This window comes from Corynebacterium ulcerans, assembly GCF_000767685.1.
Classification (GTDB): Bacteria; Actinomycetota; Actinomycetes; order Mycobacteriales; family Mycobacteriaceae; genus Corynebacterium; species Corynebacterium ulcerans.
Map to the genome: position 1 here is coordinate 362904 of NZ_CP009622.1, position 25306 is coordinate 388209.

The 25306-nt window shown below is 54.3% G+C and carries 20 protein-coding genes and 4 tRNA genes; 22 read left to right on the plus strand and 2 right to left on the minus strand.

Annotated features, from left to right (window positions below; genetic code table 11):
• Positions 1 to 10: 10 nt before the first annotated feature.
• Both CULFRC11_RS01675 and CULFRC11_RS01680 read right to left on the minus strand, forming a co-directional pair.
• Positions 11 to 973, minus strand: a complete 963-nt coding sequence (locus CULFRC11_RS01675; protein ID WP_023635075.1) for a lactate/malate family dehydrogenase — start codon at positions 971 to 973, stop codon at positions 11 to 13.
• Between the two features lie 95 nt (positions 974 to 1068).
• On the minus strand, positions 1069 to 2349 hold the full coding sequence (locus CULFRC11_RS01680; protein ID WP_023635076.1) for a geranylgeranyl reductase family protein: 1281 nt from the start codon (positions 2347 to 2349) through the stop codon (positions 1069 to 1071).
• 151 nt (positions 2350 to 2500) lie between these two features.
• On the opposite strand from CULFRC11_RS01680, the gene CULFRC11_RS01685 reads away from it, so the two are divergent.
• The 22 genes from CULFRC11_RS01685 to rpoB all read left to right on the plus strand — a co-directional run bounded on the left by CULFRC11_RS01685 (position 2501) and on the right by rpoB (position 25236).
• Positions 2501 to 3520, plus strand: a complete 1020-nt coding sequence (locus CULFRC11_RS01685; protein WP_023635077.1) for a polyprenyl synthetase family protein — start codon at positions 2501 to 2503, stop codon at positions 3518 to 3520.
• Between the two features lie 78 nt (positions 3521 to 3598).
• A tRNA-Tyr gene (locus CULFRC11_RS01690) sits at positions 3599 to 3683 on the plus strand.
• A gap of 356 nt (positions 3684 to 4039) precedes the next feature.
• Positions 4040 to 4112, plus strand: a tRNA-Thr gene (locus tag CULFRC11_RS01695).
• Positions 4113 to 4150: 38 nt separating this feature from the next.
• Positions 4151 to 4222: transfer RNA gene (locus CULFRC11_RS01700), tRNA-Met, on the plus strand.
• 127 nt (positions 4223 to 4349) lie between these two features.
• Positions 4350 to 4422, plus strand: a tRNA-Trp gene (locus CULFRC11_RS01705).
• A gap of 324 nt (positions 4423 to 4746) precedes the next feature.
• Entirely contained in the window at positions 4747 to 5073 is a 327-nt protein-coding gene (secE, locus tag CULFRC11_RS01710; RefSeq protein ID WP_013910755.1) for a preprotein translocase subunit SecE, read from the plus strand.
• Between the two features lie 117 nt (positions 5074 to 5190).
• Positions 5191 to 6021, plus strand: coding sequence for a transcription termination/antitermination protein NusG (gene nusG, locus CULFRC11_RS01715; RefSeq protein ID WP_013910756.1), 831 nt, complete (start codon positions 5191 to 5193; stop codon positions 6019 to 6021).
• Positions 6022 to 6316: 295 nt separating this feature from the next.
• Complete coding sequence (gene rplK, locus CULFRC11_RS01720; RefSeq protein ID WP_013910757.1) at positions 6317 to 6748, plus strand: 50S ribosomal protein L11; 432 nt, start codon at positions 6317 to 6319, stop codon at positions 6746 to 6748.
• Between the two features lie 78 nt (positions 6749 to 6826).
• Positions 6827 to 7534, plus strand: a complete 708-nt coding sequence (rplA, locus tag CULFRC11_RS01725) for a 50S ribosomal protein L1 (protein ID WP_013910758.1) — start codon at positions 6827 to 6829, stop codon at positions 7532 to 7534.
• A 108-nt stretch (positions 7535 to 7642) separates the two neighbouring features.
• Complete coding sequence (locus CULFRC11_RS01730; RefSeq protein WP_031269977.1) at positions 7643 to 8980, plus strand: C1 family peptidase; 1338 nt, start codon at positions 7643 to 7645, stop codon at positions 8978 to 8980.
• Positions 8981 to 9019: 39 nt separating this feature from the next.
• Positions 9020 to 10321, plus strand: coding sequence for a C1 family peptidase (locus tag CULFRC11_RS01735; protein ID WP_023635080.1), 1302 nt, complete (start codon positions 9020 to 9022; stop codon positions 10319 to 10321).
• 107 nt (positions 10322 to 10428) lie between these two features.
• Entirely contained in the window at positions 10429 to 11502 is a 1074-nt protein-coding gene (locus CULFRC11_RS01740; protein WP_031269979.1) for an alkene reductase, read from the plus strand.
• A gap of 324 nt (positions 11503 to 11826) precedes the next feature.
• Positions 11827 to 12342, plus strand: coding sequence for a 50S ribosomal protein L10 (gene rplJ / locus CULFRC11_RS01745; RefSeq protein ID WP_013910762.1), 516 nt, complete (start codon positions 11827 to 11829; stop codon positions 12340 to 12342).
• Between the two features lie 78 nt (positions 12343 to 12420).
• Positions 12421 to 12804, plus strand: a complete 384-nt coding sequence (gene rplL / locus CULFRC11_RS01750) for a 50S ribosomal protein L7/L12 (RefSeq protein WP_013241171.1) — start codon at positions 12421 to 12423, stop codon at positions 12802 to 12804.
• A gap of 244 nt (positions 12805 to 13048) precedes the next feature.
• A complete protein-coding gene (locus CULFRC11_RS01755; RefSeq protein ID WP_023635083.1) occupies positions 13049 to 14002 on the plus strand; it encodes a choice-of-anchor M domain-containing protein in 954 nt (317 codons plus the stop codon).
• Between the two features lie 9 nt (positions 14003 to 14011).
• A complete protein-coding gene (locus CULFRC11_RS01760; protein WP_023635084.1) occupies positions 14012 to 15637 on the plus strand; it encodes an anchored repeat ABC transporter, substrate-binding protein in 1626 nt (541 codons plus the stop codon).
• Positions 15638 to 15728: 91 nt separating this feature from the next.
• A complete protein-coding gene (locus CULFRC11_RS01765) occupies positions 15729 to 16787 on the plus strand; it encodes a choice-of-anchor M domain-containing protein (protein ID WP_023635085.1) in 1059 nt (352 codons plus the stop codon).
• Complete coding sequence (locus CULFRC11_RS01770; RefSeq protein WP_023635086.1) at positions 16784 to 17584, plus strand: anchored repeat-type ABC transporter ATP-binding subunit; 801 nt, start codon at positions 16784 to 16786, stop codon at positions 17582 to 17584. Before CULFRC11_RS01765 ends, CULFRC11_RS01770 begins: the two co-directional genes overlap by 4 nt.
• The gene (locus tag CULFRC11_RS01775) at positions 17581 to 18462 is read left to right on the plus strand and encodes an anchored repeat-type ABC transporter permease subunit (protein ID WP_013910767.1); all 882 of its coding nucleotides are present in this window, start codon (positions 17581 to 17583) and stop codon (positions 18460 to 18462) included. Before CULFRC11_RS01770 ends, CULFRC11_RS01775 begins: the two co-directional genes overlap by 4 nt.
• Complete coding sequence (locus CULFRC11_RS01780) at positions 18459 to 20462, plus strand: hypothetical protein (protein WP_023635087.1); 2004 nt, start codon at positions 18459 to 18461, stop codon at positions 20460 to 20462. Before CULFRC11_RS01775 ends, CULFRC11_RS01780 begins: the two co-directional genes overlap by 4 nt.
• A 104-nt stretch (positions 20463 to 20566) precedes the next feature.
• Positions 20567 to 21508, plus strand: a complete 942-nt coding sequence (locus CULFRC11_RS01785) for a cell envelope lipid trafficking protein PgfA (protein WP_023635088.1) — start codon at positions 20567 to 20569, stop codon at positions 21506 to 21508.
• A gap of 227 nt (positions 21509 to 21735) precedes the next feature.
• Positions 21736 to 25236: a DNA-directed RNA polymerase subunit beta gene (rpoB, locus tag CULFRC11_RS01790; protein ID WP_032802884.1), complete on the plus strand. Its 3501-nt coding sequence runs from the start codon at positions 21736 to 21738 to the stop codon at positions 25234 to 25236.
• The last annotated feature ends 70 nt before the right edge of the window (positions 25237 to 25306 follow it).

The following is a 25306-nucleotide window of genomic DNA, read 5'->3' on the forward strand; positions in this document are numbered from 1 at the left end:
GTGTCTCCGGTTAGGAGCTGGCGCGTTGTACTGTCTCGCGGATGAACTCGGCAGACTTGTGTATCTGCTCCAATTCCCAATCGTTGAGGGGTGGTGGCATCTTGCGGAGCGCGCCGGTATTGCCGATGAGGGTAGGCACGGACATAGAAACGTCGTGGAGCCCATATTCACCATTGAGCGGGGTGCAGATGGGGTGCACGGAGTGCTCATTAAGCAACACGCACTTAGCCAGCTCATTAGCTGATCGTGCTACACCCGCATTGGTCCATCCCTTGGCCAAGAGGACGTCATAGGCTGCCTTAATCACCCGCTCTTGGATCTCCGGTGCAGTGGGAAGAGGGCTGCCGCGCCAGGTAGAAAGCTCATCCCAGCTGAGGCCTTGAACGTTGACCCTGGAGAGAATGGGAACGGACGTAGAGCCATGCTCGCCCATCATGTAACCGGTGACCGATTTGGGGTCAATCCCAAGCTCAGTTCCTATGATCCAACGCATCCGTGCGGAATCTAGCATGGTGCCAGTTCCAAAGATTTTTTCGGTGGGATAATCAAATTCCGTGGTTGCGATGTGCACCATAGCGTCTAGTGGGTTGGTGATAAAGATGACCACGGCATCCTTGGTATGCGCCGAGATATTTCCCATGACATCGCGAACCACCGCGCCACTCATCTCTGCGAGCTCGGCTCGATCCGGCATCCGCTCGGGATCATCAGGATCTGGAAGAATCGATCCACCAGCTGCGACGATAATCACGTCCGCGTCGGCGCAATCAGAATAATCGCCTGGGTGGCAGTATGTGTATGCAGTGCCCGGGACACCCGTGGATTGAGCTTGATCTATGGCCTCACCCTTGGACACACCCGGATTGATATCAATCGTGGCTATCTCCGAGTAGAGGCCTGAATCCATTGCGTAGCTAAGAACGTAGGAGCCAACGTGGCCTACGCCAACAACAACTAATTTCGAGGTATGCATACTTTCTCAGTCTAGGAGGCCTCAAGATGGAGCTCCACCAGAAAAAGCATGGTTAACGCCACATTGCAGTAAAGCTACGCGTATGCAGAGCAGCCTTATGACCACAACGGGCTATCACGACGCCACCGGCTGACCCCCGCGCCTGCGCAGCGCCAGAGACGCGCAACGAGGTCACGATCGGAGTCCGAGACAAGGTTGCCCATGAGCCGTGCAGCCGCTGGCATGATGGCATTGCCCAGTGGTTTGCGTAGAGCGAGCGGACCTGCGATGGGTAAGAACTGCGGGTAGGTGAGCAACCGTGCGGCGGTGCGAGCCAGCATGAATGCTTCCCCGTAAGTGGAGCGCAACAACTCTGGCCAGGCATGAGATAGATCCTTATCGGTGCCTAACAGGCTGACTGCCAGCGCTGCGGTTTCCATGCCATAGTCGATGCCTTCACCGTTGAGTGGGTTCACACATGCTGCGGCGTCGCCAATGAGCATCCAGTTAGGGCCCGCGACGTTGCTTACCGCGCCTCCCATAGGCAATAACGCGGAGGCAACGCGTTGTGGTGCTCCAAAGCCCCACTCCTCGCTGTTCTGCTCTGCGTAGCTTCGGAGAAGCTTTTTTGTGTTCACCTTTGCCGGACGGGTGTCCGTGGACAAAGCGCCGCAGCCGACGTTTGCAGTGCCGTTGCCTAACGGAAATATCCATCCGTATCCGGGCTGCGTGGTCCCGGTGTCGTCGCGAAGCTCTAGATGTGAATGAATCCACGGGTCATCTGCGCGAGGAGTCTCGCAATAAGACCGCGCTGCGATCCCGTACACCTCGCCGCGATGCCACTGTCGGCCCAGCACTTTCCCAAAAGTAGAACGCACGCCATCTGCGACGATGACAAAAGTAGGAGCAATGACTCGGCCATCGTCCACAGTGACAGTGCGGATGCGGCCAGCCTTGGGACTCCCACTTGATGGCTGCGAATTATGAGGGTCTGCGTCCACGGAGACCGCCGTGACACCTTGCCAAACCAGGACGTTGCTGTGCTGTTGAGCTGTGGTGAAGAGTAACTCGTCAAACTCTGTACGCGGCATGGCAGAGCCGATCGTTCCAAAGGAAGATGTGGGCCACGGCGCAGTCACGGAACCTCCAAAGCCGTGCAGTTTTAGGCCCTTGGAGGAGTAGCGAGAGGTGACATCAATCCCAATTTTTTCTAATTGGTGCACCGCACGGGGTGTGAGACCATCGCCGCAGGTTTTGTCGCGGGGGAAGGTGGCGGCGTCGATAAGCAAAACCGTTAAGCCGCGCTGGGCGGCATTAATAGCTGCCGTGGAACCGGCAGGGCCAGCACCCACCACGAGCACGTCTACAGAAAAAACGGAATCATTCACGCGCACCATTGTGACAGCTATAGGCCTTCCTTCACACCCCGGGGTGTGTAAGCATGGCAGTTTCGACTACGGTTAGGAGGTTAGTTGTAGAACGCTAAGCGCGGTTAGTTCATCCTAACGTGGATGGCTACTGCCATGACCTTGTAAAGGCAGTTTTGGAATGAGCAACGGTGCCGAAGGATTAAGCACGTCCACCGGTACGCGAGTTGACCTCGGTAACCCCGCCCTCAACGAGGATATTTCCGTCGGCATGACTCGTGTCGAGGAACTACTTCAAAAGGAGCTCTCCGTCGGCGAGGACTTCATTGTGGAGAAGGTCAAACACCTCGCGAAAGCCGGCGGGAAACGTTTCCGGCCCATGTTCGCCCTTTTGGCATCACAGTACGGGGATCGCCCCGTGTCTGAGGACGTGATCAAAGCTGCCGTAGTCGTTGAAATGACGCATCTGGCTACCCTCTATCACGACGATGTGATGGATGAAGCTGCTAAACGACGCGGTGTAGAAAGCGCTAACGCACGTTGGAGTAACTCCGTGGCCATCCTGGCTGGTGATATTCTGTTGGCGCATGTCTCACGGCTTATGGCCGACTTGGGTACGGACACAGTACGCCACTTCTCTGAAACCTTTGGAGACCTGGTTACTGGCCAAATGCGAGAAACTATCGGAGTCGGAGATAACGATCCGATCGAACACTATATGGCCGTGATCCGGGAAAAGACGGGAGTGCTTATAGCTTCCGCCGGATACCTTGGTGCCCTGCATTCCGGAGCGACTTCGGCTCACATTGAGGCGCTGCGAGCATATGGTGCTGCAATTGGGATGGTCTTCCAGATCGTTGATGACATCATCGATATTTTCTCGGCTTCTGAGGACTCGGGTAAGACCCCGGGGACCGACCTGCGAGAAGGTGTATTCACCCTTCCCGTCCTTTATGCCTTGCGAGAGCAAACACCAGTAGGTGAGGAGCTTCGGGCGACCCTTACGGGGCCGCTGACTGATGACGTGACCGTCGCCAGGGTTCTTGATCTGCTCGCTCAATCTACGGGGCGGGAGCAAGCGCTCGCTGATGTTCACCGCTACCTCAATGAGGCGGAGAGCCAACTGGAACTTCTTCCTCAGAATGCAACAACAGATGCACTGCGCAATCTTGCTCGCTTTACCGTTCAGCGAGTTGGTTAAAAGCAGGTCAGCGTACCGATTTGCCTTTGTCTACTAGATTCGTAGTACAGTATGTAGCGCACCATGAACGTGGAGCACGCCAGGTTGCCCGAGCGGCCAAAGGGAGCGGACTGTAAATCCGTCGGCATTGCCTACAGAAGTTCGAATCTTCTACCTGGCACCAACTAAGCCTCAGCAGTAAAATGCTGAGGCATTTTGGCGTTTCTGGGGTGTTGGAGTGCTGGGGGATTGCATGTGGTGTGTGGGGATTGTCGTTTTTGAGAACGCTAGAAAAAGTGAACTGCGCTTTTGCGGGGAGCTGGAGGGCTAGCGTTCTCAAAAACGACAATCGGATGTGGAAGCGTCTGGGAGGCTAGGGGTTTCTTTGAAACAAGAGGATCTATAAATGTTTTAGTCGTAGTTTTAGGCCTCTAAATGCGCTATGAACTGGTGATTTGTATTAATTGCCATACTCGGGTTAATCTTTGTGAGGCTTCAACGGAGCGGCCCAGAGAATTCTGGTTCACAACAAGAGGCTGTGCCCCCTTAGCTCAGTCGGCAGAGCGTTTCCATGGTAAGGAAAAGGTCGACAGTTCGATTCTGTCAGGGGGCTCTGTTCTTTTATCTGGCATTGTTCAGGTAGGGGAGTGGGGCGGTGTAGCTCAGTGGTAGAGCAAGCGACTCATAATCGCTGTGTCGCGAGTTCAATTCTCGCCATCGCTACTAGGGAATATGCTGAATGGCTATGCACTGGGATGCTTTCCGGTGCTTTTTCCATAGGAATTCCCTTTTGTTGGGTGGTCTAGTAAGGTTGCCCATGTTGCTTTCGAGTGATCGGAAACAACGGCCTAGGGGCGTAGTTCAATTGGTAGAGCAACGGTCTCCAAAACCGTAGGTTGCAGGTTCGAGTCCTGTCGCCCCTGCAAAAGAAACCGGTAGATGTGTAGCATCTACCGGTTTTGCTATTAACGTGTATCCCTCTTGGCTTTGATAGATGCCATGGCGATTAATTCCTAGCCTTAAGGAAGTCTGATATAGTCTTCACGATAACTGGGGACAGGTAGTATGCCTATCCTCAAGACAGGGTCCTTTTGGCCAATGCTTGTACGGCATTGAGCGTCTCCTTTGCTACCTCGTTAGCTTTATGGGCGCGTGTCAAGGTACGGTAGCGGTAAAGAGGTGCTCTGGGAGCGGCGATAAGTAATTGCGTCGTATAACCTGCATCGTAGACAACAACGAGGAGAGCTGTGACTGAACAACAGCCTGAGAAGGTGGGCGCCGCATCGCGTCCTACCGGTAAGCGCCAGCTCGCTGGTGTGAATACCACCTCCACTTCTTCTTATGAGGCCAAGAAGGTCGCACCTGCGGGAGACAATGAGGGCAAGAAGGGCAACAAGGTTGCTGCCTTTGTTCCTGAAGTGGCTTCTGAGATGAAGAAGGTTATTTGGCCTACTGCTAAGCAGATGGTCAACTACACGCTTATCGTCTTCGCATTTCTTATTCTCATGACTGCACTCGTTGCAGGCGTAGATTTTGTTGCGGGGCTGGGAGTTGAGAAGGCTCTTACTCGCTAGCTAGGATGAGCGTAAAGCTAAAACGTCCCGTCAGATCCTTCGGATCGACGGGATAATTTATTGCACGTCTCGGGGTACCATGAATTCCGAACGTCAACACTTCAGGAGAAAAGACATATGAGCGACGAGAACAATAGCGGTTCATTTGCCGAGGCTTTTGACGACGCCCTAGAGGCGACCATCGCCGCGGAGACGGAAGCCGCAGAGGCTGCACCCGAGCTGGACGAGGCAGTCGAGCAGCCTGTGCAGGAAGTAGACGCAGAAGCTGCGCTTGCGGGTGCTGTTGAGGACGGCGATGCTGAATACAAGGCGCGTCTGCGTAAGTACACGCGTGAGCTGAAGAAGCTGCCAGGTTCTTGGTACATTATTCAGTGCTATTCCGGTTACGAGAACAAAGTGAAGACCAACCTGGATATGCGTGCGCAGACCCTTGAGGTTGAGGATTCCATCTTTGACGTTGTGGTTCCGATCGAGCAGGCTGTTGAGCTTCGCGACGGCAAACGCAAGCTGGTTAAGCGCAAGCTTCTTCCCGGCTACGTCCTTGTTCGTATGGACATTAATGACCGCTCCTGGTCTGTCGTTCGCGACACTCCTGGTGTGACCAGCTTTGTGGGCAACGAGGGCAACGCAACGCCGGTGAAGCACCGCGATGTGGCCAAGTTCCTCATGCCGCAGGAGTCTGTGGCTGGCGACGGCGGCGAGAGCAACGCTGTAAACGCTGAGGGCGAGAAAGTTGTGGCTATGCCGGGCGCATCCACCAAGCCCAAGGTTGAGGTTGATTTCCAGGTCGGCGAGGCTGTCACGATTCTCTCCGGTGCGCTTGCGTCCGTTTCTGCAACGATCTCTGCTATCGACACTGAGAACAATAAGTTGCAGGCACTGGTGTCTATCTTTGGTCGTGAGACCCCGGTCGAACTGAACTTTGACCAGGTGGAAAAAGTTAGCTAATGAGATTGGCTCTTGTCTGATAAGGCAAGAGCCGGCGCCCCGCATGTGGTGCTCGACCTTTTCTCCGTTGCCCCGCTATCTGCATGAAGTTTTGGCAGGTGGCGGGGTTTGCTGTAGCATGGTAAAACGCGTGTTTTTTGCGCAAAGAAACGTACATTCCCGGTGGCCGGGTTACGGGCTGAGCAGCAGCGATAGTGTTGCGGCACAGGCTCGGGGCTCGGCATCCGGACGGTGGTAGTGGTTCCTATAACCATCGAATCGCCACTACTACTGTTAACAAGGAAGCAGGTAAACGATGGCTCCGAAGAAGAAGGTCACCGGCCTTATTAAGCTGCAGATCCAGGCTGGCCAGGCTAACCCGGCTCCGCCAGTTGGTCCGGCTCTTGGTGCTCACGGCGTGAACATCATGGAGTTCTGCAAGGCTTACAACGCTGCAACTGAGAACCAGCGCGGCAGCGTTGTTCCTGTTGAGATCACCGTTTATGAAGATCGCTCTTTCGAGTTCAAGCTGAAGACCCCTCCTGCAGCTAAGCTGCTGCTCAAGGCTGCTGGTCTGCAGAAGGGCTCCGGCGTCCCGCACACCCAGAAGGTGGGCAAGGTCACCATGGAGCAGGTCCGCGAGATCGCTCAGACCAAGATGGAAGACCTCAACGCTAACGACATCGATAACGCTGCTCGCATCATCGCTGGCACCGCCCGTTCTATGGGCATCGTTGTTGAGGACTAATTCCTCAGTTATTCCGTGGCAGGGCCGGCTCCGGCCCGCACACCACACATCCTCATCTAGAAAATCAAAGGATTGATAATGGGCAACAAATCTAAGGCATACCGCGCCGCCGCTGAGAAGATCGACAAGGGTCGTCTCTACACCCCTCTGAAGGCTGCTGAACTGGTCAAGGAGACCTCTTCCAAGAACTACGATGCAACCATCGACGTTGCTATCCGTCTTGGCGTGGATCCTCGCAAGGCTGACCAGCTGGTTCGCGGCACCGTCTCCCTTCCTAACGGCACCGGCAAGACCGTTCGCGTTGCTGTTTTCGCTGAGGGTGAGAAGGCTACCGAGGCTGAGGCAGCAGGCGCAGACATCGTTGGCACCACCGAGCTGATCGAGCAGATCACCGCTGGCACCATCAACTTCGATGTTGCAATCGCAACCCCAGATCAGATGGCTAAGGTTGGCCGCGTTGCTCGCGTCCTCGGCCCTCGTGGTCTGATGCCTAACCCTAAGACCGGCACCGTTACCACCGACGTTGCTAAGGCAATCGCTGACGTCAAGGGCGGCAAGATCTCCTTCCGCGTTGACAAGGCTGCTAACCTGCACGCTGTTATCGGTAAGGCTTCCTTCGACGCTAAGGCTCTCGCTGAGAACTACGGCGCACTGCTCGATGAGATCAACCGCATCAAGCCTTCCTCTTCTAAGGGCATCTACGTGAAGAAGGTCACCCTTGCGTCGACCTCCGGCCCTGGTGTTCCAGTTGACACCTCCATCCAGAAGAACTACACCGCTGAGTAAAAACTCGTAGTGTACGTGCGTTAAGCATGGAATACCCCCTGTCCCATATGTTGTGGACAGGGGGTGTTTTTGTGGTTTCTGTGGGAGCTTACGTGTATAACCGTCAGCATGAATTCCTTTGTCCCGCTTAGTCAAGAAACACGTGCGCGTTTGCTCTCGCAGCTACTCGACGATCCTGCTGCAACCCTAGCTCGTAATGCGGTTACGTCCGTGGGCATTAACGACGCAGCACTCAATAGAGAGGCCGTCGTCAAGCTTCATCACACCGTAGAGCACAAGCTTGACTCGTTAGCCGTGACGGATCAAAAACGCTCGGGACGCTGTTGGTTATTTGCTGCTTTGAACGTGCATCGTCATGCGTTAGCAAAGAAGCTTAATCTGGAAACTTTTGATTTCTCGCAGTCCTATGTGCAGTACTTTGACAAGTTGGAGCGGGCCCAGCTCTTTTTAACGGAGATGCGGGAACGCCGCGATCAGGATAGTGATGATCGGGTGATTGCTCAGCTGTTGCGCTTCGCTGCTGAGGATGGGGGATGGTATAGCTACGTTGGCAACCTGGTGCGCAAGTATGGTGTGGTTCCGGATTATGCGATGCCAGAAGTTGAGTCGGCGGGAAACACTCAGGAGCTGAACCGAGCTTTGGCCCACGTGCTGCGTCGCGGGGCATGCCGGATGCGGGACGCGGAGACGGACGCGGAAGCCGATGACATCATGAATACCACGCTGCGAGACGCGCAGCGCGTGATTACTGTTCACCTGGGGGCTCCGCCAACTGAGTTTATGTGGCAATACCGTACGAAAGACGGCACCTTTGTCAGAGAGGGGACATATACACCACGTGAGTTTGCGGAGGAATATCTGCCAGACCTAGACACCATGGTCGTTCTTGCCGAGGACCCACGGAGTGACAAGCCAAAGAACACTCGTTTTCTGGTGGAATTGTGCACCAACGTTGTGGGCGCACAAGAGCACAATTACATCAACGTGGAGATGGACGTGCTCAAAGAGGCCGTGGCTGCAAGTATCGAAGCGGGGGAGCCAGTGTGGTTTGCCTGTGACGTGAGCAGGCAGTTTAACCGCAAGCTGGGGGTGTGGGACACCTCGCTCCTTGATCTGGCCGGCGTGTACGGCGTGGCGCTTGATTCTACAAAAGAAGAGCGCTTTATCTCCGGGGAATCGCAGCCGACTCATGCAATGGTGCTTAGTGGTTTGGATCGTCACCCCGATGGTTCCATACGTGCTTGGCGGGTAGAAAACTCGTGGGGCACTAAGCTGCACGACAAAAAGACCGAGGCTGTGGGCGCGGGATACGCCACTATGTCGGATGAGTGGTTTGAAGAAAATGTTTTCTATGTTGCCTTAAAACGCGACTTTGTCCCAGAGGCACTACACAAAGCTTTGGACATGGAGCCTATCCGTCTCCCGGCTTATGACCTGATGTTTTAGACACCGATACCGCATAAGGTTTAAGGAACTTAAAGACTCATGACTGAACTAACTATGAACTCGGTGTCTGCTACAAATGCCGAGTTGCTCAAGGATCCGACTCTGCGGTTAGCGCGTAATGCCGTCGCGGTGAGCTCAGCTACCAAGGTTGCGCTCGATCGTGAAGTACTGCGTTCCCTAGATACGTCTGTGTCCACCAAAGTGGATTCTTGGGCAGTGGCTAACCAAAAGAATTCCGGCCGATGCTGGATCTTCGCGGGCCTTAATTCTTTGCGTGGCGCGATCATGAAGGAAACCGCCATCAAAGACTTTGAGCTATCCCAGACATACATCCATTTTTGGGACAAAGTAGAAAAGGCAAACTATTTCCTCTGCGCAATGGATGAGTTACGTGACCGGGAACTGACAGATCGGACCGTGGAAAAGCTGTTGCGCGACCCGATCGATGATGGCGGGCAGTGGAATATGTTTGTTGCTTTGGTGCACAAGTATGGCGTGGTTCCGCAGTACGCGATGCCCGAGACGTTTTCTAGCAGCAATACTCACGCCATGAATCGAGATCTGGCCTCTGTTTTGCGTCGGGGATCCCTGCGGATAAGGGCAGGCGTGGCTGGCGCGCGAGAAGAAGCATTAGAAAGCGCTTTTAAAGTGATTACTACGCATCTTGGAGTGCCTCCTGAGACATTCCAGTGGCAGTACCGCACCAAAGATGATGCCTTTGTAAATGAGGGCACGATGTCTCCGCTGGAGTTTGCGCAGCGCTATCTTCCTCATGATCTCAGCGATTATGTGTGCGTGGTCAATGATCCGCGCAATGCATTCGGTGAGCTCTATACGGTGGAATACCTGGGCAATGTTGTTGGGGCACCACCGGTAACGTACGTCAACGCCCCCATAGAGGTACTGCGCGATGCGGTTCGGGATTCGCTTCTCGACGCCACCCCGGTGTGGTTCGGCTGTGATACCGAGGTGCAAGCCTATGCAGATGCGGGTCTGTGGGATGCTCACCTGTTTGATTACGAGGGGCTGTATGGCGTGGATTTTGATATGTCGAAGGCCCAGCGGCTTTTAACGAGCGATTCTTTGATGACTCATGCCATGGTATTCACTGGCATGGATCTGGCAGAAGACGGCACAACTGTGAATCGCTGGCGGGTGGAGAACTCCTGGGGAGCGGATGAGGCCGACAAGGGGTTCTGGACGATGAGTGATTCTTGGTTTGAGGAGTATGTTTTTGAAGTCGCAGTGCCAGCTTCGCGTCTCCCGGAGGAGTATCGCCGGGCATTAACCAAAACCCCTCATGTTCTTCCGGTTTGGGATCCGATGGGTGCGCTGGCGTAAAAATGCCGTGTTGAACAGCCAGGAGTCATGGCGCGGAATGAGGCGGGTCTTGGAGCTGTTGAATGGCTTCAAGACCTCCTTAATATCCAGAGAAAGGCATGATTGCCATGACGTCACTTTTTACTTCTGCCCAAGCGGGGGCGTTAAACCTTCGAAACCGGATTACGATGGCCGCATTAACGCGGCTCCGCGCCGGTGAAGACGGCGTTCCTGGCGCACTACACGCTGAGTATTATGCGCAGAGGGCGTCGGCAGGCTTGATTGTTACGGAGGGAACATACCCGACGCTTCGTGGGCGTGGATTTAGCGGACAACCTGGCATCACAGATAGTGCGCAGCAGGAAGGGTGGAGCAAGGTCGCCGAGGCCGTGCATGCGGCGGGTGGGAGCGTCGTGATGCAAGTTATGCATGCTGGACGTATGAGCCATGAGTCGATGAACGGTGGTGTTTCTCCTGAGGCCCCCAGTGCACTGGCCTCAGGAACGCAGATGCGCACGCCTGCAGGAAAAGTCGATCTTCCTGTTCCCCATGCACTTGAAACAGCGGAACTTGAGCGAGTGAAACAGGAGTTTGTCGCTGCTAGCCGTCGTGCTGTTGATGCAGGTCTCGACGGTGTGGAGCTGCATGGGGCGAATGGTTATTTGTTGCACGAATTTTTAAGTCCAGCCTCCAATGTGCGCACGGATGAGTTTGGTGGCACGCCGGAAAACCGAGCACGGTTTGTAATTCAGGTTGTTCAAGCAGTGGCAGATGAGATCGGTGCGCACCGGGTGGGTCTGCGTATTTCACCGGAGCACAACATTCAAGGTGTATTAGAAACCGACCGTGAGGAGACCCTAGCCACCTATCAGGTGCTTCTCGACGAAATCCGCGGCCTAGGACTCGCGTACCTATCTATACTCCACGCGGATTACCGCAGCGACTTTGTCCGTCAGCTGGCAGAGAGCTTTGGTGGATTTGTGATCCTGAATTCAGGATTCGGCTCTTATACCGAGTACGCAGAGGCTGCTGACATCGTTGAGTCAGGTCACGCTGACGCGGTAGCCGTGGGGCGTGAGTTTATTGCTAACCCTGATCTTGTGCGTCGGTGGCAAGAAGGCATAGCGCTGAATATTCCTGATCCGGATACCTTTTATGTGGGCGGACCTCACGGCTATACGGATTATCCTTTTGCGGACTAAAAGCCGAGCTAACGAGGCGGAAACGCTAGGCAGAGTTTTACGATTTGCTAAAGATAGCGTTGTGCACTAGCGTTATCGCTCGAAGTTTGAATGAGTCGATTTCGGCTCGTACTCAAGTTTCACCGAAGACCGTCGGTCAGCCTTAGGCTCGAAGGATTCCAAGAGATTGGAACGGCCCACGCAGGAGACACTTAGAGTTCACACTCCTTTCGGAGTATGTGCGCCCCCTGTGCTCTTGCACGGGGCTTTTTTATTGGCTAACGCCGGTGGAAAAGCCTCGGCGGATCAGATACCCAAGAGATACAAGAGGAAGGAGGCGAAGTAATGGCAAACCCGAAGAACGTATCGTCGCTTGCAGAGCTCAAAGAGCGCTTTGCAGATACCGACTCCATCGTTATCACCGAATACCGCGGACTGACCGTTGCTCAGATCACTGAGTTGCGTCGTACCCTCGGTGCGGATGTCCAGTACTCCGTCGCCAAGAACACCCTGCTGAAGCTGGCTGCTAAAGAAGCTGGCGTCGAGGGCCTTGATGATCTCCTCTCCGGCCCGACTGCTATCGCCTTCATTAAGGGCGAGGCTGTTGATGCCGCTAAGGCGATGAAGAAGTTCGCTTCTAACAACAAGGCATTCGTAGTCAAGGGTGGCTACATGGATGGCGATGCCCTGAACGCTGATCAGGTCAACGCTATCGCCGAGCTGGACAACCGCGAGACCACTCTTGCGAAGCTGGCAGGCGCCATGAAGGGCAACTTGGCAAAGGCCGCTGGCCTGTTCAACGCTCCTGCTTCTCAGGTCGCACGCCTCGGCGCTGCGCTTCAGGAGAAGAAGGAAGCTTAGGTCGCCGGACTCGGTACCTAAACAAAAACCACATACTTTTGGGCTGGTGCACAGCCCGCAATCGAAAGGATTACCACTATGGCTAAGCTCACCAAGGACGAGCTCATTGAGGCTTTCAAAGAGATGACCCTTATCGAGCTCTCTGAGTTCGTCAAGGAATTCGAAGAGGTCTTCGAAGTTACCGCTGCTGCTCCTGTTGCAGTTGCTGCTCCAGGCGCTGCTGGCGCTGAGGCTGCTGCTGAAGAGAAGACCGAGTTCGACGTCGTTCTCGAGGATGCTGGCGCTAAGAAGATCGGCGTGATCAAGGCTGTTCGCGAGATCGTTTCCGGCCTGGGCCTGAAGGAAGCTAAGGAGCTCGTTGAGTCCGCTCCTAAGGCAATCATCGAGGCTGCATCCAAGGATGACGCTGAGGCTGCTAAGGCTAAGCTCGAAGAGGCTGGCGCAAAGGTTACCCTCAAGTAATCTTTCGATTACTGAATACATCACTCCCGTTGGGATAAGCATCATGCTTTCCCGGTGGGAGTTTTGTCTTTCCTGCTGTTTGCGGCCGTTAGGGCAGTGATGCTTCTGTGGGGAAACTCCAATAGGGGCGGGAGGTCGCACGCTTATTGCAAATGAACGCAATTCCCATTATGGTTAGGTCGTTCGGCTGAACCTTACAGCTGAGGTAAAGAACTAAAAAATGCCATATTTGTAAAGGAATTCCGTGTTCACTCGCCCTCTTCGCTCCTCACGTACTTCACGGATCGCGGCTGCTAGTGCGGTTGTTCTTGTCGGATTATCCGCCAGTTTTGCGCCGGCGGCGTGGGCGGAAGATCTAGAGCTTGATTCTGGACATATTGACGCTTTTAACGTCACGGCTGAGGGGGGAAACCTTAAACTTAATCTTAAAGAGGACGTAACCGGTTCTCATGTGCTGCATGATCCTGATTCTGTGACGCTGCGCGTAAAAGAAGAGGCATGGACGGATAAGACGGCGCAGGTCCCCGAGGTGGGAACATCCGGCTATTATCTGCCGCAAACCCAAGACCCAAATCTCATCTGGCCTGGCTGGGATACCAATGGTGTTCGCTCGGGTGGTTTTGGTGAAGTCGACATCAATTTTGTCAAAGTTTCTGGACCCGGGCAGATCTATGCTTTTCAAACAGGTTCTTTTGGCGGCAACACACCGATCTTGGCTGATAAAGGCTTTGAAGTAAGAAGCGGAGAGACCATTGTTCAGCAGGAGCCGGCACATGTGCACACCAACTGGGTGTTTACTGCGCCCGGTACCTACACCATGTGCGTGCAAGCAGCCGCAGATGGTGCAACGAGTAATGTCGCGCGTTACGTGTGGAGCGTCGGTAACGGAGGACCGAACACGGTAGCAAGCTGCGATGGTGAGGGAGAAGCCATTGCTGTATCAGCTCGCAGCGGCGATGATGAGCGGAAGAGCCGTCCGTCTAGCGAATCTTCAACTCGTTCCACCTCTGGCTCCTCTTCATCCTCAAAACCTACATCTTCTAAGCCTGCACCGGCTGCATCTCCCGCAAAGCGTCAGTCTTTACCGGAGACCGGTCCTTCCTATATGACGGCGTCCTTCTTGGTTTTGGGTGTTGGTCTAGCGGTGTTCGGCGCTGGAACAGTTCGTTTGGTTAAGGCTGTTACCCGCAACAAATAGCCGCTGATCATGTATTCAAAGACGATACTCAGCACCCGTCAACAACAGGCGGGGGTTGGAGCATTGATTGCTTGCGCGTTCTTTGCCACTGCGTGTGGAACGGACACAAAGGATCTTCCTAGCCGTGCCGACGGCATCACGGACGTTGTTGCATCTACGCAGATCGTGGCGGATATTGCGCGCAATGTAGCAGGTGACCGAGCTCGAGTCACTGCTCTCATGCCTCGGGGCGCAGACCCGCATACGTATGAGCCTTCGCTTCGCGACGTCCGCAACGTGGCTAATGCGGACGTTATCTTTACCAACGGCCTTCTTCTGGAACAACAATCTGTGCTGCGCGCCATTGATAATGCTGCGGTAAAGCCCGCTAAAGTTGTCGCTCTTGGCGAGCAATCTACCAAGCACGGTGCGCATTTGCTGCAGCTAGTCGAGGACGTCACCTTGGATTCTGTGTGGCTTGGCATGCGTGTAGAAGGCACGGGAACACAGCTGGGCGCAAACTCACATAGCGAAGTAAACATACACGTCACTGGTGTTCATGGGGCAGACGGCGCTGAGGCGCCGGGGGACGCTGCTGCGTATTTGACCACTGCTTTTGGCACACCTGAGGTGTACTTTAATTCGCGCGACGGCTTTCACCCTGAGCGCGGATACGAGGGCGATACGATCACTCTGCCCGCTGCTGCGCATACGCATGTGAGTTGGGCCTTTAGCAAGCCTGGCGTGTACGTCATTGACATTGAAGCGGAATTGGTCACCGAGCGCGGTGCCCGCCCTATCCCGGTAGGCGCAAGCTCTATCACCATGGCTGTCGGCGTAAGCGCTAAGAGCGCACCCTCTGATGCTTCTGCTACGGTGCTCGAACAGGGCCATCAGGATGTTTCTATCAATTTGAATAACAAAAAAATTGAGATTCAAGGGGACGCTGCTGATGGTAAGGACATCGCGACCGTCTACGATGCTGCATCGACGGTCATAGAGGTCCCCAACAATACGCTCCAAAAAATCCCGGCAGGTCCGCAGTTTCGTTTCCTGGGGACCCCTGGGGATGAGGTCTATGTTCTTCCGCAAGCTGTGTTGGGCAAACACGTGCATGGGGAAGTAGACCCGCACCTGTGGCATGACGCGGATAACGTTATTGCATTTGTAAAAACAATAAGGGACGAGCTTATTGCTGCTGATCCGCAAGGTGCGCGCGAGTATACGATGAATGCAGACGCGTATATCGGCGAGCTAGGCAGGTTACATCAGGAAGTAACAGACACGATTGCGTCTATCCCAGAGGAACGCCGCCACTTGGTGACCACTCATGATGGGTATTCCTATCTAGCTCACGCCTACGGGATTGATGTAGCAGGATTTGTTACTCCAAATCCAGGGGTTGAACCCTCTGCTCGTGACCTCATAGCTTTGACCAACACGCTGAAGAACCTCCATGTACCAGCGGTGTTCTTGGAACCACAGTTGGCAGTCGCCTCCACGGACCTGCTGGAAACAGCTAAGAGGCTCAACATTCGAGTCTGCCCCATCCGAGGAGACTCTTTTGATGAAGACGTAACTACCTACATTGACCTGATGCGGGCAAATGCAACAAGCCTGCAGCAATGCCTAGGGGTGCGCCGAGACACGTCTTAAGCATTCAGCACCAGAAGAACTCATTCCATCTTTTATTAGAGCGAACGCCTTATGTTTTCTGAGGCATCCATCATTAATCGGAGCAAAACCAGTGTCTATCAATCTTAAACTTAGGGTCCCAGCTGTTTGTGTGAACAGGGCACGCGTCAGAATGCTTGCAACCAGCATGGCAATCGTGTCTAGTATTGCGGTGCCAGTTGCCACTGTTGCCGCTATAAGTACTGTTCACGCGGCCTTCCCAGCAGTTGCTTTAGCGCAGACGCAGGATGATCCATCTTTAGAGCAGACAGTGACGGACGCTGAGGACGTGGTGACACTCGGCACCCAAAAAGTATTCGATCATGGACACGCCGATCTAGGCCCTGTGGTGAACACAGATTCTGGGGAAACCCGATTCTTGGTACGAGATGATTCGGAATTTCCGCCCAAGTGGCGCCACCTATCAGACACCGTTTTTCTTGTGGATGACAGCGCCAAACAAACTTTGCCCGAGGAATCGCAATCCTTTGAGTTCACGGGGGCAAAGCCTGGTTCTCAGGTGTGGGTTATTCCGCAAAGCGAGGTGCACGGGGTGCCATGGTTGGGCTGGAATACTCAAAATCCAACACTGACCAAAACAGCTGACCGTGGCATCACACTGGAATTTGCAGGCCATGAAGGCGATGGACAATTCTCTTTATTCCTACAAAACGGCGGTTTTGCAGAACCTCAGGTGCTGTGGACATCAGCAAAAAACGAGTCCCAGCCGATGTGGGTAGACCTGAATACCCACACGCATGCTAACTGGGTGTTTACCAAGCCAGGAGTGCACAAAGTGGCAGTTCGTGCACTTATTCCGCTTCTCGACGGCACAACCAAAGAGATCACCGAAGTGCTCACCTTTGCAGTGGGCAAAGAATCTTTGGAGAAAGCAAAATCTGCACAGTGGGATGGCGAGTTCCTCCCGAGCTCAACAAAGAGTGGGGATAAGGGAGCGTCGGCAAGCACTAAAACAAAGGATGCGCTTGCCGAGGAGAACTCAAGCTCCGTGGCCCTATGGATCTTCATCGCGATGATCCTTATAGCCCTTGGATTTGTGATTGCTGGGCTCCGCATGCGGGCATCGGCAAAGAAACGTAAAGAAACAGCTGCACAGAATGGGCAACGATGAGTAGTGCTGCATCCGTCATTGAGGTGCGCGGTCTAGGCGTGAGCCTGGGGGGTCGCACAGTCATGAAGGACATACATTTTGATGTGCGCGCAGGAGAATTTGTAGGCCTGATCGGCCCCAATGGTGCCGGCAAAACCACCATGATGCGTGCGCTTTTGGGCCTCATACCAACAGATTCTGGGCATGTAACTATATCGGGCACCCAGGGGCGCGGCGTGCGTAATCATGCGGGTTATGTGCCGCAGCGTCATGAATTTGCATGGGATTATCCCATCGACGTGCATGGACTTGTGATGAATGGGCGCACAGGCCTGATCGGTTGGTTCAAGCGCGCCGGGCAAAAGGACTTTGATGCGGTACACCGCGCGCTAGACATGGTGGGGATGACTCACCTAGCAGACCGGCCTATCGGTGAGCTATCTGGTGGGCAGAAACAGCGAGTTCTTATCGCGCGTGCGCTTTCCATTGCTCCAAAGGTGCTCTTCCTTGACGAGCCCTTTACCGGGTTGGATATGCCTTCCGCCGAATCCCTGCTGGAGCTATTCCATCGCTTGGCCAAAGAAGGCACCGCTATCGTGATGAGCACCCACAATTTGGTCGAAGCGGTGAGCTCCTGTGACCGCATTCTCCTTTTCAACGGCCAGATCGTTGCGGATGCAGCGCCGGAGGACCTGGAGCGACCAGAGCCATGGATCGAGACTTTCAGCGTGAGTGAGCACTCGCCTTTGCTTGTGTCTGTCGGTGCTTTACGTCGAGAGGACGCGCGCAGTGCGCAGAAAGGAGTGCCAGCGTCATGATTTCGCTCGTGGAGTTCTTCTCTGATTTGAGCAACCCTGCCCTGGCCTTCTTGCCTAAGGCCTTGCTGATCTCCGTGATCAGCTCGATTGTATGTGGGGTAGTGGGCACTCATGTGGTGCTACGCGGTATGGCTTTTGTGGGTGATGCCGTGGCTCACGCGGTCTTTCCTGGTATTGCCATTGCCTTTGTCTTGCAAGGCTCAGTGCTTGTGGGAGGAGCGGTGGCCGGCGCGGTAGTAGCCCTGCTCATTGCGGTGTTTTCACAGCGGCGACGCGTAAAAGAGGACACGGTTATCGGCATTTTCTTTGCTGCAGCTTTTGCTTCCGGTGTGGTTTTTATCTCTCAAGTCGACGGATATACGGCATCACTGACCAGCTTTCTCTTCGGCTCTATCACCGGAGTATCCACGGAAGACATCATTCTTACTGCCGTTGTAGGGCTGGTTGTGATCGTGTTATTAGCTCTCCTTGCGCCGCAACTGACTGCGGTGACTTTGGATCGGGAGACCGCGCGTGCGATGAATCTGCCCACGATGCTTCTCGACGTCCTCCTGTATGTTGCAGTCACCGCAGCCGTGGTTATTTCTGTCCAAACGATCGGAAATATCTTGGTGCTTGCGTTGTTGGTCACTCCCGCAGCGACTGCTCGAATGTTGACAGACAAATTTAGTATTATGTCTGCGATTGCTGCAGGGGTTGGCACGTGCTCATCCCTGGTCGGCGTATATCTTTCATGGGCCTTGGATCTCCCCACAGGGGCGACCATCGTGCTCGTGGCCACAGTCTTTTTCCTGCTTTCGTGGTGTCTTTCACCTCGCCACGGATTGTTCAAACGCCGCACTTCGGCAGACAACTCACAAGGAGCCGTTCTCTCATGAGGCAACAACGAATTACTACTCGTATTGGACGACCACTGGTTGGCGTTGGTTTAGCAGTGACTCTCTGTGGGTTGCACAATCCTTGGGCTTTTGCGCAAGAGGGGGCTGAGACGGAACCGACTGCGGCGTCGGAAAGCAAAGCGGACGATAGCAGCATTCTGCTCGATCTAGAGTCCACGAGAAAACAACTCGATAGTTTTACCCTGCCCATTGGCGCTGCCGCGACTTCTTATAAGAAGCCCACCCCTAACCCGACAGAAGATATCGAGGATGTGCCCGAAGGGGCTGAGGGGTTGGAGGAAATCCCACTAGAGGAACCTGAGTTGGCCGCTGAGGGCTTGGAAAAGAAGCTTATAAAAGAGGGGAAAAAGCTCGAGGCATCAGGCAAAGACAACAGCAAGCTGACTGATCAAGAAGTCCGCTCGCTGTGGGAGAAGCTTGCTCAAAAGTCTAAGGCGCCGCAGACAGTTCTCCGTAAAGGTGACCTGAGCATTACGGTTCCAACGACTCCGGGGGAAACGGCTGCGGGGCAGCAAGAACCCCGGAACATGGCATCCCTGGTAGTGGCAAAGGACAAAAAAGACGAGCTCACTGGAGACTCCGCAGCTCCTAAGGCATACGCTTCCGGCGAAGCGCTGATTACGGTTGGCGATAAGGCGCGAGTTCCAGGAGAATTGCTGGGATTGAAGGATAAAAAAGATTCAGCTCCTCTTTGGTATTTGCCTCAGGAAAAAGACGCCAACCTAGATGTTCCTTCCGTGGGTTTTAACTTTGAAAAAGTCCCAGCTACCAAAAAGATCACGGTAGCTCTCTCTGATTATCATGGCCCCGGGCGCATGGTGACCGCAGAAGTGCGCGAGGAGAAAGCGGAAGTAGCTTTTGACTCCCAAGACCTAGATCAAGCATGGGAATACGAGGGCGGAAATTCTTATCGCCAGGCATTTGCCTTTACGGCTCCGGGAGCGTACACCGCAACGTTTACATTTTTTGTGGAAGACCAAGAAGCTCACAACCAAGCTGTGGCCCAAAAGTATAGCTTTAGCGCTGCATTCTTGGTGGGAACCGCTAGCGCAGAAAAAGAGACGCCACGTAAGGAGGTTACAGAGACGTCTGTCAATGCAACGCCTTTGAAGGAAGCTGCTCAGAAGGACGAACCTAAAGCAACAAACTCTGCAGAGCCGGAAAGTAAAAAGGACAACAAGGAGAAGCCAAAGACCCAGAAGGACAAGCCTAAGGAATCGCAGTCCCAAGAGTCAGAGACCTCTACCTCGAAGACACCGGAGGCGGACGCTCCTCAGAAAGACCCGGAGAAAGCAGAACCAGAAACCAAGGAACCTGAGTCTGAGCAGCCTAAGACGGAAGAACCTAAAGAGCCGGAAGAAGACACTGTTCCTCCTGTGCCGTCTCCGATTGTTCCGATTGATCTAAAAAATTTGGCTAAGGACATCCGTGAGCTCGATCGGGAGCTGACTACCATGTCTCGACAAACTGACTCGCTCTTCAAAGTGATTACTGCCAACGACTTAGGGAAGAAAGAGGAACAGCGAAAACCTGCCTCGAACGACTCTTCGCGCGCTGAGCGAGGACACAGTGAACAAGGAGAATCTGGGCAGAACGCGAGCACACCAGAACGTTCTTCTCGTGGCGGAAGCTCCGACCGTGGTGGCAGCGCAGCAAAGCCAAACAAACCACGAAGCACCTCGTCTTCTAGCGGCTCCTCTGCTAAGTCCTCGGCAAAAGACAAAGACGCGTCCAAGGACAAGAAGAAGCCAGCTAAAAAGTCTACAGAGAAGAAGGCCTCAGCAAAGCCTGCAGAGAAGACCCCCGACAACAAAGCAGACGAAGCTCAAGAGGCCAGCAATGAGAAGATTGCTGCCACAGGTGAGTCTATGAGAAAACGCGGGTGGTGGACTGGGTTCCTCTTTGGGTTGGGTGCAATGGCTATGCTCGGCGGAATGGTGTTCTTTGCCCAGGCTAGGAACATCACAAAGCGGAAATAGCCTAATATTGCTTGCGGGCTTGTTCGCAAAAGCGTGAGACCGGTAGGCACTGCTTGAAGACCCCATCTGAACTGAGACCGGAGAAAGAAGGTAACATCACCGTCATGCTTCCTCGGTCAAGGATCCTCGCAGTGTTAGGCCTAGGGCTTGGTCTCGCGCTTGTTGCGTGGGGGATACTGGCTCCTAGCTTTTTAATGAGTGATGCCCGCTTGCCGCTCGACCTCTCGCACACCACCCTTACTCTGCGAGATGAAAAAGCTACGACCCGCGTTGTTGGTAAGGACCTTGTGGTCCAGGCTCCTGTAACGCGTCAGTTTCACACGGAGATTTTGCCTCCAAGCGATGAAAATACTGCTACGGTTCGGGTCGGCGTTACTGATATGCGTGAGAGCCTACAAAAGGATCTTGATCGGCTTATCAGCGCCACCGTATGGTCTTATTCGATTGATCGGCGCAGTGGAGCTGCAACGTCTCAGGCCACAGTGGCAGATCAGCTGGCTAGTCCCACGCGCAGCGTAACTATTGATGGGCAATGGTTAAAATTTCCAACTGACGCAGAAAAAACCACCTATGAGGTCTTTGACGTGACTCTGCGCAAGACTCTCCCCGCGGTTTTTACAGAGGAAACTGTTAAAGAAGGGCGTACTTTATATCGTTATCGGCAAGAAATTCAGCCCACCAATGTTGCGCAGCTTTACCATTCGGCGCTGAACACCACGTCTTTCCGCGATGGAGAGAACACCACACCCGGCTATCTGTTCCACTCTGGCACTAGGGATTGGTTGGTTGATCAGAAAACTGGTCTGATAATTGACGTGGAAGAAAAAATCGACGATTACTTCGGCGATGCAGAAGGTGTGAAGCGTGAGGACGTTCTTACTTTTAACGGAAAAGTAAGCGAAGATCACGTGTCCGAGCTTTTACACCAGGCATCCGGCGTGTCGGACGGCAAGCTTGTTCGGATTATTAATTATGTTGTGCTTGCAGTCGGAGTGATTCTGACTATTGTTGGAGCCGCCGGCGCTTTTTGGCCTCGCAAACGATGAGGTACTAATATGGCACCCCCCTTTACAAGGGCGGAAGTATGGTATAGGCTGTTTCGTTGCGCTGGAGTACGTATCTGGCTAGTTCGAGGACCTTGATCAGTCTGGTTGAAAAAACCAATTTGACAAGGTCATTCCGTGCTATCTAGGTGTGTTATCTCCTCAGCAGACCGATTGCTCAATTACCAGCGGTTATGGTGGTCAATATTGCGGGGCCACCGCCGCGTGAGGTGCTGGAAGGACCCATCTTGGCAGTCTCCCGCCAGACCAAGTCAGTGGCCGACATCCCCGGGGCTCCCGAACGTTTTTCGTTCGCCAAAATTACGGAACCTATTGAGGTCCCGGGACTTCTCGATATTCAGCTAGATTCCTTCGCATGGCTCATTGGCACGCCTGAGTGGCGTGCCCGCCAGCAGGAGGAGCTGGGTGAAAACGTCCGCGTAACCAGCGGACTGGAAGACATCCTGGAGGAGCTCTCTCCGATTCAGGATTATTCCGGAAATATGTCATTGTCTCTCTCGGAGCCACGCTTCGAGGACATGAAGAACACTATCGATGAGTGTAAAGACAAGGACATTAACTATTCTGCGCCGCTTTATGTGACTGCAGAATTCATCAACAACGAAACTCAGGAGATCAAGTCCCAGACTGTCTTCATCGGTGACTTCCCGATGATGACCAACAAGGGAACATTCATTGTTAACGGCACCGAGCGTGTCGTGGTCTCCCAGCTTGTTCGTTCGCCTGGTGTTTACTTTGACCAGACGATTGATAAGTCCACCGAGCGTCCGCTGCACTCTGTGAAGGTGATTCCTTCTCGTGGTGCATGGTTGGAATTCGACGTGGACAAGCGCGACACCGTTGGTGTGCGTATTGACCGCAAGCGTCGCCAGCCGGTGACGGTTCTGCTCAAGGCTCTTGGTTGGACCACCGAGCAGATCACGGAGCGCTTTGGCTTCTCCGAAATTATGATGTCCACGCTCGAGTCAGACGGTGTAGCTAACACCGATGAGGCTCTGCTGGAGATCTACCGCAAACAGCGTCCTGGCGAGCAGCCGACTCGTGACCTCGCACAGTCACTGCTAGACAACGCCTTCTTCCGCGCGAAGCGTTACGACCTTGCCAAGGTTGGACGCTACAAAGTGAACCGCAAACTCGGTCTTGGTGGAGACAACGAGGGCTTGATGACCCTCACCGAGCAGGACATCGCCACCACCCTCGAGTACCTCGTACGCCTCCATGCAGGCGAGAGCACCATGGTTGCACCAAACGGCGATGTGATTCCTGTGGACACAGATGACATCGACCACTTTGGTAACCGTCGTCTGCGTACTGTCGGAGAACTGATCCAGAACCAAGTCCGCGTGGGTCTGTCCCGCATGGAGCGCGTGGTTCGCGAGCGCATGACAACTCAGGACGCGGAGTCTATTACTCCTACCTCCTTGATCAACGTGCGCCCGGTTTCTGCTGCCATCCGTGAGTTCTTTGGCACCTCTCAGCTCTCGCAGTTCATGGACCAGAACAACTCCTTGTCTGGCCTTACCCACAAGCGTCGTCTCTCTGCTCTGGGCCCAGGTGGCCTTTCGCGTGAGCGCGCTGGCATCGAGGTTCGAGACGTTCACGCTTCTCACTATGGCCGTATGTGCCCGATTGAGACTCCCGAAGGTCCGAACATTGGTTTGATTGGTTCCTTGGCATCCTATGCACGAGTGAACTCTTTCGGATTCATCGAGACCCCTTACCGCAAGGTAGAAAACGGCGTTCTCACCGATCAGATCGACTACCTCACCGCAGATGAGGAAGACCGCTTTGTGGTGGGCCAGGCTCACGTCGAGGTGGACGCGAACGGCAAGATCACTGCGGACAGCGTTACCGTGCGTGTGAAGAATGGTGACATTCAGGTCGTCGCACCGGAAAGCGTTGATTACCTCGACGTTTCCCCACGTCAGATGGTTTCTGTGGCTACCGCCATGATTCCGTTCCTTGAGCACGACGACGCTAACCGTGCCCTCATGGGCGCGAACATGCAGCGTCAGGCTGTGCCGCTGGTTCGTTCGGAAGCTCCGTTCGTTGGAACCGGTATGGAGCGTCGTGCTGCTTACGACGCCGGCGATCTCATCATCAACAAGAAGGCTGGCGCTGTAGAAAACGTCTCCGCTGACTTCATCACCGTGATGGCTGATGACGGCACCCGCGAGACCTACATGCTGCGCAAGTTCGAGCGCACCAACCAGGGCACCTGCTACAACCAGATCCCATTGGTGAACTTGGGCGACCGCGTTGAGGCTGGACAGGTTCTTGCAGATGGCCCCGGTACTCACAATGGTGAGATGTCGCTTGGACGTAACCTCCTTGTTGCGTTCATGCCTTGGGAAGGCCACAACTACGAGGACGCTATTATCCTCAACCAGCGTGTTGTGGAAGAGGACATCCTTACTTCGATCCACATCGAGGAGCACGAGATTGATGCCCGCGACACCAAGCTTGGTGCCGAGGAGATTACTCGTGAGATCCCGAATGTGTCCGAGGATGTGCTCAAGGACCTCGACGAACGCGGTATCGTCCGCATCGGCGCCGACGTCCGCGATGGCGACATCTTGGTGGGTAAGGTCACTCCTAAGGGTGAGACCGAGCTGACCCCTGAAGAGCGTCTGTTGCGTGCAATCTTCGGTGAGAAGGCACGCGAGGTTCGCGATACCTCTATGAAGGTTCCTCACGGCGAGACCGGTAAGGTCATCGGCGTTCGTCGTTTCTCCCGTGAAGACGATGACGATCTCGCACCTGGTGTTAACGAGATGATTCGCGTTTACGTTGCCCAGAAGCGCAAGATCCAGGACGGCGATAAGCTCGCTGGTCGCCACGGTAACAAGGGTGTTGTTGGCAAGATTCTTCCGCAGGAAGATATGCCGTTCATGCCTGACGGTACCCCGGTTGACATCATCCTGAACACGCACGGTGTGCCTCGTCGTATGAACATTGGCCAGGTGCTGGAAGTTCACCTTGGTTGGTTGGCTGCTGCCGGTTGGAAGATCGATCCTGAGGATCCTGCTAACGCTGAGCTGCTTAAGACTCTGCCTGAGGAGCTTTACGACGTCCCCGCTGGTTCGCTCACCGCAACCCCAGTGTTCGACGGCGCTACCAACGAGGAAGTTGCTGGTCTTCTTGCCAACTCCCGTCCAAACCGCGACGGTGACGTCATGGTGGACGAAAACGGCAAGGCACAGCTTTTCGACGGCCGTTCTGGCGAGCCTTTCCCATACCCAGTGTCTGTCGGCTACATGTACATGCTGAAGCTGCACCACCTGGTTGATGAGAAGATCCACGCACGCTCCACTGGCCCTTACTCCATGATTACTCAGCAGCCGCTGGGTGGTAAGGCACAGTTCGGTGGACAGCGCTTCGGCGAAATGGAGGTGTGGGCAATGCAGGCTTATGGCGCTGCCTACACACTTCAGGAGCTTCTGACCATCAAGTCTGACGACGTGGTCGGCCGCGTGAAGGTCTATGAGGCAATCGTTAAGGGCGAGAACATTCCGGATCCGGGTATCCCTGAGTCCTTCAAGGTGCTCCTCAAGGAACTTCAGTCGCTGTGCTTGAACGTGGAAGTTCTTTCTGCAGACGGCACTCCGATGGAGCTGTCCGGTTCGGATGACGACGAGTTCGACCAGGCTGGTGCTTCACTAGGCATCAACCTGTCTCGCGACGAGCGTTCCGACGCCGACATCGCCTAATACACCAGGTCTGCTTGGCGGTTAACGCTGCTGAGCAGGCGGAATTTAAAGCATCATCACTTTTTGAAAC